Source organism: Flavivirga aquimarina (assembly GCF_030540835.1).
GTDB classification, from domain to species: domain Bacteria; phylum Bacteroidota; class Bacteroidia; order Flavobacteriales; family Flavobacteriaceae; genus Flavivirga; species Flavivirga aquimarina.
This window is the reverse complement of sequence record NZ_JAUOEK010000090.1, coordinates 1-14,534: the sequence shown is the minus strand read 5'-3', so window position 1 is coordinate 14,534 and position 14,534 is coordinate 1. Positions and strand designations below refer to the sequence as shown.

Below are 14,534 nucleotides of genomic sequence, written 5' to 3'. Positions count from 1 at the left end.
CTACTATTGATTCAATTTAGAATTTCCAGAGCGTGTTTCTTGTATGGTATATACACCGCGTTCTGTTTCTTTCTTTACTCTTACCAGACCTCCTTCTGTATCATATTCATAGAAAGTGGCGTAGTTATTTTCGTCTAATTCTGCCTGTAGTCTTTGGGTTACCGGATCGTATACAAACGATTTTATATTGCTATTAAATGGATGCATCCGTACATCATCAAAATAGGCATTAAGACCATCTCCCTTATTTTTAAGTGTTAGCTTCATGTATGCAGCATCATTAGGTATTGTAAAGCTTGTTGAGATACGTTGCCAACCATCAATGATGGCGCCTTTTGGTATAAATTCTGCAGTACCTAATATAATATCGTTTTCATCGACATCTTTATACGATAGTTCTATAACCCCATTTACATATTCCATAACTTCATAGTCTGGATTTTCAGAATAATCAAATAATTGTATGGTCTCTTCTATACCTGACTCATAAAGAACAAAACTTAATAAATCATTACCGGAAAACCTTAAAAGATTATTACTTGATACTTCTGTAAAGGCTTCTTCGTTGCCTTTTGCACTAATTTCAAAATCTGAAACTATTTGAAAAATGCCATTTTCTACTTTTACATCTTTAAATGTTAGAGTTAAAAAGTCATAATTTAATAATGGATATTTATAACTTGAAGTATAGCTACGGCCGAATATTCGATATTCAATATTGGGGGTATTGTATACAAATTTAAAATTGGTATCTGGATCTAAAAAGAATGAGAATCCAATAGTTTTAAAAACGCCTTGAAAGTTTTGTTGCTCAAATTTAAAATCATAAATAGTTACTTTATTACCCGTAAAGTTTTTAATATATGGTAATAAGACATCAGAATTTAAATCTTCTTCAAAAAAGGATTCCACCACAAAAGTTTCAGGGATTTCTTTTTTGTTTAAAATTTCATCGGCTATTTTTTGTAATATTCTAGTAAAAGCTTCTTTAGCTTCTGTATCATCATTAAAATCTTTTGTTCCGGCTGGTTCTGCTACTAATTCTTCTTCTCTAACCCAACCACTAATCACATATTCTGCTCCTGGTTGCGGCACAAATTTTATACAGGTTATTAATTCGGGTTCTTCAACATCTGCTATGGTTACTGTTACTGCCAATACTTCTAACGATGGACATAGCCCTTCACTAAATCTTGCATAATAAGTTTCTCCTGTTAATACTTCATAACTGCTACTGTAAGATGTCCCTCCTTGAGCTGCATCATACCATAAAACCGTGCTATCTAATCCAAAAAAGTCTGTTAAACTTGCTAATGTATAGCCTTCTGGTAGGGTTATATCTCTTTCATAAATTATAGCTTCTGATGCGACATCAATGATAGATACATCTACTGGAACTCGCTCTCCTTCATTATTATTTCCATCTCTTTGTACGGCATAATATGTTACTCCGTTTTCCAACGCATCGGTGCTATTGTATAGATTACCACCTATCTCTTCAGAATACCAGAACAATTCGTAACTGGCACTAGTAACTTCCATAACTAAATTATCTATAGTAGGGTTAGTAGTGCTACAAAATTCTTGAAAACCATCTCCATTAGGTGTTGGAACACCAATAGAAACGTTTACTGCCAAACGACACAAATTCTCTCCATTTGCCGCATAATAATTAACACCATTTATTAAAGGCGTTGTGCTTGGTAATGGATTTGTACTGGTATATGAAGCATACCAAGTCACATCTATTCCTTCTGCTTGTAAATCTGCAATTGTTGAGTTGGAGGCTATATCAAAAAATTGGGCATCTGGTCCTTCTGGCGCACCTAAATCAAATAAGATTTCTACAGGTACCCTTAAGTCTCCCGAACCGTTATCTGCCCAAACAAAAGAGGCTGAAGTTCTTCCTAATGTTTCTATTTCTGTTAATTCTAGATCATTAGAATAAAGTTCTCCTCCTATTTGTTTACTATACCAAGTTACATTTCCGCCTTCTGGTGCTACTAAATCTGCAATAGTTGGTTCATTATCTTCTTCTATATTACAAAAAACCTGAGTGTTTATATCTACACATTCTATTGAATATGGGATTGCTGGTTTTGAATAAACACGAATACCGTCTATTAATACATATACTTCGTACACATTTGTAGGGTTTGAAGAAGAAGATCCTACTTTAAACTCCAACTGTTCTGAACTTGCTGTTGCTGTAAATTCTAACTTTTGTCTTTCCCAAGTTGTGAGACCAGAATTTGGATACATAGACTCACTACTTTTTGTGGTACTACCCAAAGTCACTTCCCAGAACCCCAATGCTTCATCTAAAAACTCTTGATCTAATAAATATGTAGCATTCGATTGATAAAACTCAACTATATAAGTCACCCCATTTGTTAAACCTGATACTGTTGTTGTAAAAGATTCTGCTACATCATTATCGCGTAATGCTCCTACACATATTCCTCCATTTGGTGATGTCTCATCTATGCTCGTTAGATAAGGGTCTTCTTCATTACTATACGGTAATACAAAAGCATCTGGTGTTCCAGTACCTATCACCCAGCTTGTTCCATCTAAATTTCCATTTCTTCCATTGTTAAGTGCTGTCGTTGCTGTTTCAAAACTACCATCTACACTACCTATTAAAGCATCGATACAATCTGCTGGTGGGTAACAATACGTATCATTAGAAATAGCTTGTGTACTCTGTTCTATATCTCTTTCGTTTAGCCATTTTATTTCTATAGTATTACCTCCCGTTTCTGTACTTGTAGTTAGCAAATTAGTACCTTGGATAGCTGTAAATGTTCCTGATTGCGATGTGCCAAGAATTTGCCAATTAACTTCTATAGCTAAAACATTTGGATTGGTTATTTCCCATTGTTTATAGGTGAAAGGGTTTATAGAACATACTCCTACCGCAGAGAGATCTTCTACAGGTAAACGCTCTACTAAATATATGGTGTTACGTGTTAGTTCTAAATTTGCAATCGTACTATTGCTTGCTATAAAATAATAGGCTCCGACATCTACTAAAGGATCAAAGCTTGGAATGGTATAACTACTAGATGTAGCCCCAGGTATAACAGCACCATCTTTATACCATACATAACTATTATTAGGACTGGTTAAAGCAACTGTTCCTAATGTAACAGGATCTCCTTCTAATACAGAAATGGTTTCTGTAATATCGACCTTAGCCTGCGGATCGTAAGTGAACACATCTAATTGCGTGCTGTAATCTGGGTATTCTGCTTCAAAATCACTAAATACAAAACGGTTATTTTCTATTTTAACTTCTGTATTAGGTACTGAAAAATTTGGTATTAATAAAGGAATATCACCGTTAAAACTATTATTATCTAATCGTACACTACGTAATACTGGAATGTTTGTAATAGTAGTAGGAATACTTCCCGAAAAATTATTATTAGACAACCAGAACTCTTGTAATAGAACTAAATTGTCTATCGCACTATTTATAGTACCATTGAGTGTATTGTCTTGTAATTTTACCGATTCTAAATTTAGAAGTGTATATAACGAACTTGGTATCCCATCAGTTAATTTATTAACGCTTAAATCCAGAGATACTAATCCTTGTAAGTTTCCTATTGTACTTGGAATTGCCTCAGAAAACCTATTATCTCCTAAATTTAAGGTTTGTAATGCAGTAAGATTCCCTATAGTTTCTGGTATTTCTCCTACTAAGACATTCCCACTTAAGTTTAGCGTCTCTAGATTTACTAAATTACTAAGGGTCGCAGGAATCTCACCAATAACATCGTTTTCACTTAAATCTAAAGTTTTTAGGTCTATTAAGTTCTCTATAAATGTTGGAATGTCCCCTCGTACATTATTATTTGGCAATTGAATACCTACTACTTTAGATGCTGTATCTACGGTCACCCCATACCAATCACAGACAGAAGAAGTAGAGTCGTTTACCAACCATGGTTGGTTTACATTAATGGTATTTGCCCAACTATCCCCATTGGTAGCATTATAAAAATCTATTAAGATTTGACGATCTGCTTCTGAAACCTCGCAAGCTCCTGGAATACCTACATTTAAAGTAATATCATTACGGGTTAAAGTTAATCCTGTAACAATACTATTTGTAGCCTCAAAATAATATACGCCAGCATCTGCCTCTGTAATGTTAGAAATCACCAAATCTTTATTGGTTTCACCAGTAATTGCTACGCCATCTTTATACCATTGGTAACTATTATTTACACTAGTTAGGGCTGTACTAGTTAAAGTTATTGATTCTCCAGTTAGTACATTTTTAGTTTCTTCTTGGTCTACTTTGGCTTGGGGGGTGTAATTATATGTTGTTAAGTTAGTAGTATAAGTATTGTGTTCGTTTTCGAAATTGTTGAAAACGAAGGCATTATTTTGAGACCAAAAATACTGTAATGAACTTATAGTGCTTAAAGATGGAGGAATCGTACCAGTTAAATCATTATTTGATAATAATAACTGTTCTAATAACGGTAAATTTCCTAGCTCATCAGGAATGGTACCTGTCAAGCTATTATTATGAAGCCACAAGACTTTTAAATTTACTAGGTTTCCTAAACTTGTTGGAATGCTATTAGTAAAATCATTATATGATAATTGTAACTGTTCTAATAATAGTAAATTCCCTAGCTCATTAGGAATAGTTCCTGTTAAGTTATTATTCGAAATCAACAAGGTTTCTAAACTTACTAGGTTTCCTAAACTTGTTGGAATAATTCCAGTTAATTGATTACTTTGTAATTGTAACTGTTCTAATAATCCTAAATTCCCTAACTCGTCAGGAATAGTTCCTGTTAAGTTATTATTCGAAATCAACAAGGTTTCTAAATTTACTAGATTTCCTAAACTTGTTGGAATAATTCCAGTTAATTGATTACTTTGTAATTGTAATTGTTCTAATAATCCTAAATTCCCTAGCTCATCAGGAATAGTTCCAGTTAAGCTATTAATGCCAAGTCTCAAGAATTCTAAATTTACTAGATTTCCTAAACTTGTTGGAATAATTCCAGTTAACTGATTATTACTAAGGTTTAAACTTGTCACAGTTCCATCAGTTACAGTAACTCCATACCAATCACACACAGGAACATTAACATCCCAAGGTTGATTATTAGCTAAAGTATTAGCCCAATTAGCACCATCGGTTGCATTATAAAACGCCATTAAAGCGTCACGCTCAATAGAAGACACCCCACAAGTATCATCTGCGGGTAATACTTCTAGTTTTATAAAATGACGAATAAGCGTTAACCCGTTAACTACTGTATTTGTTGCCTCAAAATAATAAGCTCCGGCATCTGCACTTGTTACATTTGTAAGTGTTAATTCTTTACTCGTTGCGCCTGCTATTGGCAATCCGCTTTTATACCATTGATAGCTATTATTTGCACTTGTCAATGCTGTTGTTGTTAAAGTAATAGCCCCCGTTTCATTTACTGTCTCAATAATTTCTGTATCTACTTTGGCTTGCAAATTGTAGGTAAATCCAGTACCTAATTTTGCATTATAGGTTAGGAATTCGGTCTCGATATCGGTAAACACAAAACTATTATTTTCTATAGCCAAAGTTCCTAAGCCAGTAATAGCAGCTATGGAGGCTGGTACGCTTCCTTGAAGGTTATTGTTATTAATATTAATGGCTTGTAAAGCCGGTAAACTTGCAAATATATCTGGTAGTGTTCCTGTTAATGCGTTAGCACTAAGGTTTAATTCAACTACAGAATTGTTTTCTACTACGACTCCGTACCAATCACATACTGAAGCATTCGCATCATTTACCAACCATGGTTGGTTTCCTGCTAAAGTATTACTCCAATTTGTACCTCCTAATGTAGTGTATAAATCTATTAATGCCTGACGCTCTGTTGATACTACATCGCACGTTTGCATGACATTAAGTGTTATTGGATTGCGCTCTAAAGTTAAACCTATTATAATACTATTTGTTGCCGTAAAATGGTATACGCCTGCATCTGTTTCTAAGGCATTATCTATAGTATATTCCCTTTCGGTTGCACCATCTATAGCTACACCATCTTTAAACCATTGATATGTATTATTTTCGCTAGATAACTGTGTTGTTAGTGTAATAGGGTTATTTACTGTTACCGTTTTTGTTTCTTCTATGTCTGTTTTTGCTTGAGGTATATATATGTAGCCTACATTAAGATTTGCTGTATAAGAAGGGTGTCTCGATTCAAAATCTGAAAAAATGAAGTTATTATTTTCAAAAACAAATTCTTCTAAATTAGAACTAACAGATACAGTAATAGGGATTGTACCAGAAAAATTGTTGTTGCTTAGCCCTAAAAATTCTAAATTGTATAAACCTGCTATTTGATATGGAATTGCACCTTCTAACTGATTATTCCTTAAATCTAAACGAATCAGACTCTGCATTAATGATAACTGACTTGGTATCGATCCTATTAATTGATTATTAGATAAATTTAACTCCGTTACCTTTGCTAGGTTACAAAATGAAATTGGTATCTGACTTTGTAAATTATTATTACTTAAATCTAATGTAACAAGGTTAGATAAACTCCCTAATGCTGGAGGTAATTCTCCTGTTAGCTGATTGTCTGGTAACAATAAGATTTCTAACTCTAAAAGCGTTCCTAAAGAAAGGGGTATTGCACCTGTTATATTATTATCTCCCAAGTCTAAAGTATTAAGATGTAATAATCCACCAATAGTATCTGGTATATTTCCTGTAAGGTTATTAGTTGGTAGATTTACAGCTATTACTTTACCATCTACTACTGTAACCCCATACCAATCACAAACAGGAATATTAGTGTCCCAAGGTTGGTTATTGGCTAATGTATTAATCCAGTTTGCTCCATTGGTACTGGTATACAGATCTAATAATGCTTGTTTTTCTGCTTCTGAAACACCACAGGTATCTGTTGTGACCGAAAGCGTTACCGTATTGCGCTCTAAAGTAAGCCCTGTAACAATACTATTGGTTGCTATGACATGGTATACTCCTGAATCTGTTAATGCGACTGAATTTATAGTATAATCTTTACTGGTGGCATCTGTAATGGCTACACCATCTTTATACCATTGGTAACTATTATTGGGACTACTTAAATTGGTTGTGAATGTGTAACTGTTTCCTTCTAGTACTGTTGGTGTTTCTTCTTGATCTACTTTGGCCTGGGGGTTGTAGGTATATGTTGTTAAATTAGTAGTATAGGCATTGTGTTCGTTTTCGAAATTATTAAAAACAAAAGCATTATTGTCAATACTTAAATGAGTGACACCACTAAAATCTGGAATATCTCCAGATAATTGATTTAAATCTAAATTTAAAGTAGTTAACAAAGATAAACTACCCATTGACAAAGGAATATTACCAATTAAATTATTATTGGTAAGATTTATGCTTATTACATTTCCATCAGTAACCGTCACCCCATACCAATCACATACATCTGCTGTTGTATTCCAATTGGTGTTATTGGTCCAATTAGCACCATCGGTCGTATTATATAAAGCTACTAAAGCATCTCGTTCATTGGTAGGGACAGGAACGGGACATTGTCCAAAACCCTTAAGGGCACTTATTAAACACAGTAGTAAAAAATATGTTTTATAGAATTTAATCTTCATAATATTTTTATTTTAAAATTTTGATGGAAATAATTCGGTTGCTCCTGATTCTGTACCCGAATCTGGTGTTTTATAGCCAACAACATGAATTCTTACTTTAGGACTAGAAGTAATAGACCTGTCTGCCTTTTTATGAAATAAAGCAAAATCTATTATCGTATTATTACCTGCAGACCTATCTCCTTTACTAACCCATCTTACCCCCATTTCTAATGTAATATTAGCTCTCCCAGCGGCATCTAATTGGACAAAAAGCTCTTTTGTTTGAGTCTCAAATACATCGCCACTATTAAACGATGCTCTCCAACCAATACGCCCCGAATTAACATCTATAACTTTTGCTCTAACAACATCATTTGGTTTTCCTTGTATAGTAAATTTTGCTTGTTTTTTCCAAGGAGTAAGTTGCTTCGTTACCACTATATTTACAATTTTAGGCACGGCATCATCATCACACGCATCTCCTACACCATCCTCATCATAATCGAATTGCGCTGGATTTGGGGTGTATTTACAATTATCTTTTGCATCAGGAATTAAATCATCATCGGCATCTAAATCTGGAGGAAACTCTCCTAATAATTGGCGTTCTATATATACTTCGTCTCCTTTTCGTAGTACTAAACTATTTTGACCTGTATGTGCGTGGGCATCAGATATAATAGCATCATCTAACGCATTATTATCTATGGTTTCTTTAAAATTGAAGTGACCATTAAGAGCATTTACAAACTCATAGTCCTCAAAATTATCTGCCCCCATATCTTGGTATTTACTATTGGAAGCTACAGCAGTAGGTAAGGTATAATTATACCCGTATTGCGCTGCCGAATGCCTATTTAAGGCATCCATATTTTCCAATTCTGCTCCATAAGGACTATATGCTGTTACCTCACTGGCAAACGTCCATTTATTTGTGTCTAATTGAGCATCTACAGTCTGTTCCCATTTATTTATACCAGGTGATTGTTCTACCAGATTGTAGTAAGGTATAAAGTCTTTAAAATAACCTTCTTTTCGAGTGTTTACTTTTGAAACACTTCCATTAACAACTTCTGTACGTTCTGTTAAATATGCATACGATTTTTTTGCACGCCATTCTCCTTTAGCGTTATAGAGGTAAGGATTAAAACCATAACTTTCTATAGGTGTCCCTTCTAAATCTTCTGAAGAATTTACGCTTCTTGGCAAAAAGGGCAGCCCATTCTCACATTGGCAATTCCAGAAATCATCATATTTTACCGCGCTTGCATTTATAATATGTAGATTATCCGCAAAAGTACCTGTTGCAGATTGTGTAAAAGAACTATTATCTAATTCCTCTAAATAATCTCCATTACTATCTTTAATAGGGTTCTTCATTAAAGTTATTGAAGCCATATTTGCCATTTGCTGGTTTCTATATCCAGAACGGACAACTTTAAAATCTATAGTGCCTTGTAAGTTTAGGTCATTGCCCATATTACTTTTAGCGTCCATAAGTTTAATCCCTGTTGAACTTACTTCTACCACCCAAAGTTTTTTATAACCGCTATCAGACTGTACCAAAAGTTCATCTCCCGGATACAAATAATCTTGGTTAGACGCTTCTTCTATTGTAAAAAGACTTCCTGTTTTAGTTAACTGCCCAGTAATTCCAATATTTTTAGATGCCTGTCCCATGCCTTCGTAAGACCAATATGCAGGGAAATTGAAATTATAATATTCATCATTATATTCGTTAATCGTTCTAGTAAGTAATACTTGTCCTGTTTCTGCATCCCAAGCTTCATTTACAGTGGAAACTCTAGCTCCTAAATCTGTGGCTATCTTCTCTTTTAGTTGCGCTGTAGTATGTATTACTTTAGTCGTAATTGTAGAATGTGCTACGTTTTCTATTCTAGTACGAGATGGTGGCGCTGAAGGTATAACAACAGGAAAAATACCTATAAACATTAAAACTAAGTTCCCTTTATACCCTGTTGTTTTAGATTCTGAATAACTCTCTCTAAAATCTGTAACTACATCATAATCTACCCCAATCTGTCTATCGGTATTAATAGAGCCATCTCTATTTATAGTCGCTACTTTATTATCTAAAACCCCCTCATTATCTGTACTGGTGGCATACTTATACTCTACCATAGATATAGGCTCATCTTTATTTTCTGCAAATACCTTTTGCATTCGCATTTTGCCATTCATATCGTTGGTATGCACTACAAAACCTTGCGATAATGCATACTCATTTTTAACTTCAACAGGAGCCCCGAGTAAACCTTTAACTACATTCTGTAAAAACTCACCTTGATTCGTTGCAAAATTGCCCGGATTGTCAATATCTGTATAATCCACTATGGTTGGAAAATCTTTAGAAGTAAAATGTTCGGTTACAACTTTACCTGTTGCGTGTTTATTTATATCATCTCGTTGTAAGTTTCTTACTGTTACTTGACTATAGGTTACTGATGCTGAAGGAAAAAACTGCTCACCAAAAGGTTTTTCTATATAACTTACTTCTTTAGGTGCTATGAGTCGTTCTCCTTTATTATAAAAAGGTTCTACAAAAGGGTTTTCCTTACACATATTTGGTTCGTAAGTAGCTACACCACTAGAACCGCCTTCGGTTAAAGTATAATCATACGTTTGTCCATATTCTTTATCATAACGTCCATCTTCAGGAACGCCTACCATTTTGTTCCATTGGTCTTTCATGACTAGTTTTTTTACTCTAGTACCTCCACCCAATTTATAATTTTTAGGTGTTGATAATCGAATCCATGATTTTTCAGGAATAAAACGTTGTGCACATAAATATTCATTGCTCCGTAATTTTTTATTTGGTCCCGAAAAAATGTCTTTTATGGCTCCAAAGCTGCTTATAATATTTTGCGCTATATCTTGAATATTCTGAGTCTCTGCATCTGGCGTTAAACCATATACCCAACCATTTAGATGTTTTCTACCAAAATACCAACCTGCTTTAGATATAGGATTTACTTGTTTCGTTCCTCCAAAAGCACCACCTTCTACATCGGTAGTTTTCATAGGTATAGCTGCATATATTTCTGAATCAGCTGTAAATACGTTAACCTCTTCATCCATTTCAAAATAACCTGTTACATAATCGTAATCTTTACTAGAAGTAGATTGTGCTCCATCTTTGGTCATATTCATTAAAAACCTAAAGTACATGGGCTTATCTTCTATACCTTTTAGATATTTTGCCTTAAAGTCAATATTATCACTGGTTTCATCAGGTAATTTTACATACAAATATTTTGCATCATTATTCCCACTAAATTTATACAACTTGGTATTTCCTTCCGGGTCTCCTGAACTTGGACTACTACCAGCTCCAACAACTTTAAACATTTGCATGGTGTCCCTATTCTGTACATATTGGTAATCATCACTTTCATAGGTGAGTTCTATACGTCCTCCAGAGGGTAGATCTATTGAAGTAAGGGACCAAGCAGAAGCATATAAATTTTGAGTATCTCTATTTTCTTGTTGAACAAAAGGAAATTCGGGAGTTGTAATTTCATCTCCGGTATTACATCCTCCATCTATGTTGGGCTTGTAATTCCCCCAAACATCATAAGATTTTAAATTGTAATCTGGATTGAAGCCTTCATAATTAAATGTATACGGGGTATATTTTCCCATTTGTGACCCACGGTATGTAAAAAACACTTTTTTTAAAGTTAGTTTTCCTCCTTCATTACTTAACTCATGAGGTAATTCTGGTGTACCGTCAAGGTTATTCTCTACGCCTTTACATTGGGAATAATCATATATAAAATGAGCCGTTTTAATAGCTGTTATTGGTAAATCATTTTCAGAATTATCGTCTAGAATTTTAGCAGCAATAGCTTCTGGCTTAGAATACAAACGAATCTTCTCAATTTTATACATAGAAGCTTCAGTACCACTACCATCTCTATTTTTTGCTCCTTTGGCATCTTTTCTTGGAGATAAATCAAAAAGTGCTACATGTGTTTTAGTTTCAATTTTACGTATGTATTTAATTTCTTTTTCGCCATAAACATAACTTCCTTTTTGATCGTTAGGATGTGTATTAAGACCTGCATTATATGACGCCTCATCAGATTTATAAGGAACGCGCCAATTGTATTTTTCCGCTTCCGGGACATAATACTCAAAACTAGTATAAGCTCCCAAATCATCATCTGAAGGACCATCGCCTTCTAAGTCTTCATAATCTGAAGATAATACTGAGGATAACAAATAAGTATGTGCATAGGCTGGGGTTATTACATTATTATAAAAATGATCTATACCACTTTTATTGTCTTTAGAGTCTTCATCTGCATTATATTTTACAATACCTGTGGCACAATTAAAGTCATTACTATCTGTAGTGAATGTAACTTCTTGTTTATTGGTATTGTATGCTGTTTCTCCAAAAACATAAGTTGATCCATCTCCTTTTAAAACTCGTATTTCTGCTGTATGGTGCGATTTTGCACTTGCATTAATTCTATTATTATAATAATCTGCATTAGGGTATAATGATCTTAATTCTGAAACACTGAATTTTTGAACGGTTTGGTTACGAACTTCGCGTTTTTCACGTTTATACTTACCTGTAATTGGAGAAAGCCCACCATTACTTATTGTTTCTGGATAATATGGAAACCCATTATTATCATATTTTTTTATTCTAAATTGATTCTCCGCTTGTTTATCAAAACTTTTTTTACTGCCTCCAATTTCTAATGCAACAGGTGCATAGCCTCCTAAATCTTCAAATAATTGTTGATCTTTATCTACTCTGGGCTCTCCAATGTATTTAAAATATACAGGTTCATAATCTAATGATTCACCAGCGTCTTTGGTGTCTTCTCTTTTTTGTTTAAAATTCTTTAACGCTTTTGTATTCCATATCCCCGTTCTACTATTAGAAGGAGCATCTGTAAAATTTACTCCTACATGGAAAGAAGAAGCTGCCTCTACCTCTATACCTAACTGGAAACTATCACTTTCATCCTCTACTAGCTCATCATTTATCTGACCTATTTGACTTCTAAATGGTCGAAACATCCCGGCAACCCCTTGTCCGTTTACAGAATACAAATCATAAGTATAATTTGTAGTGGGTAATGCTAGGGTACTTTTACTTATTAAACCATCTTTTTCTCTATTGTAATCCAAGATATCATCTGGTGTAGCATGTCCAGTAAATTCATAACCATAGGCTTCTTCTGTTTTTATTGGATCTTTAATTTTTTGAACGGCTCCCATAGCGGAAATTTCACCTTCAATATCAAAACCCCATACAGAGGTACCTACCGATACTGCTACTGTTCCTGCTATATCTTTAAAAGCAGTTCTTTTTCTAGGTGTAAGGGTGGTATTTTGAAAAGAAACTGAACCAAAACCACCTCCACGACTCTTAGATGAAGAAAGGTTTTCTGTTGTTCCATCTTTTGTTTCCCTTTCCCCTATCTTAAAAGATTGTGATACACTGCTTGACAAAGTAAAGTTAGACAGACCACGATTAGAATTATAAGAAATTCCGGCATTTAAAGAACCATTAATAGCGCTATCTTCTAAATTAGCAAATTTAACTTTTCCACCCACGCTGGGGGAAATTGTAGTCCCTTCTGTTGCAGAAGTTTCTACTTCCATCCCTACAGTTACAGCATTGGCTAAATCAAAAGACAATCCATAAGATGGCGTAAAAGACATGCCGCTATAGTTATTATATTTTAAATCGACCCCTATTGAAGCTGAAGCTTTGACAGCATCACTTGTTTCAAACCCCATGATTTGAATATCTAATCCAGCATGAACTCCTACCGTAACATTATCCTTCATCTTATTCTCATACACCATTTCATCTCCTTTAAAGTCATCCGGAATACCTCGTACTTGCCTATTTATTTGGCCTACATTGAGATTCCAACCTAATCCTGTCCATGATGCTTCTTGATCCATAGTTACACCAGAATCATAGGCCAAGTTTAAGGGATACCCACCTACATCCATAATAGGAATGTTATAGTTAAAATTCCCTGATGCCAAATTCACCATATCTGAGGTACCAATAGGTGTAAAGGCATTAAACTCGGGTTGTGAAGGGCCACTTGTTAATGCGAACAGTTGTGATGGTTGTACTGCTGTTAGTATAAGCTGAATAGCTAAGTAACTTGCAATAACTTTTGAGAATTTGCTGGTTCTTATCGTATGAATCATAACTATGATTTATTTTTTGGTAATTATTTTTTTATTTTTCTAATTGATCTAGTTTGCTTTCTAGAATTTTTGTTCGCTCTTTTTGTTCTTCTAGCTCCTTTTGCTGTTGGATAATGTACAGTGTTAACTCTTCAATTTTTTCCAAAAGTTTAGCATTCATCTCTCCTAAATGGACTCCGTTTGCTTGGACGTCTTTTGCTGATGGGATATTGGGTAAATGCCCCTTTTCTTGTATATGTTCTTCTATTTGAGCTAGTGTGGGTAGGTTGTAATCTTTTGTGAACACATAATCCGGCCAGTTATTAAGATCTATTTTTACTTCCCTTGAGTGTATGGTTCCATTGACTGCCAGTTTTTCATCTGGTGTATCCGTACCAATCCCCACATTACCTACATTGTAATACACGTCTTGATTGTTTAAAATCCAATTTCCTGAACCTCCTCCACTTGAAGCCAAATCTGTGATAATTGTTACTGTATTACTACTTACCACAACACTTTCATTACTTGATGCATCTAAAGCTGTTACTCTAAAATCATAAGACGTGGCTGCTGTTAATCCGGTAACTTGATAACTCGAAACATTTCCTAAGGTGGTTTCTAAAACTCCATCTATATATATGTTATAACCAGTAACTCCTATATTGTCGGTTGCTCCTAACCAACTTAAATCTACTGTAGTGTCG

General features: G+C 34.4%; 3 protein-coding genes. All 3 read right to left on the bottom strand.

Annotated elements, in window-relative coordinates:
* Positions 1–3: 3 nt before the first annotated feature.
* The gene (locus Q4Q35_RS08170) at positions 4–7,647 is read right to left on the bottom strand and encodes an immunoglobulin domain-containing protein (protein WP_303277473.1); all 7,644 of its coding nucleotides are present in this window, start codon (positions 7,645–7,647) and stop codon (positions 4–6) included.
* 12 nt (positions 7,648–7,659) lie between these two features.
* Positions 7,660–13,848 carry a hypothetical protein gene (locus Q4Q35_RS08165; protein ID WP_303277472.1) on the bottom strand — a complete coding sequence of 2,063 codons (6,189 nt, stop codon included), beginning with the start codon at positions 13,846–13,848 and terminating at the stop codon, positions 7,660–7,662.
* A gap of 31 nt (positions 13,849–13,879) precedes the next feature.
* On the bottom strand, positions 13,880–14,534 hold a 655-nt coding region (locus Q4Q35_RS08160; protein WP_303277471.1), incomplete at its 5' end, for a fibronectin type III domain-containing protein.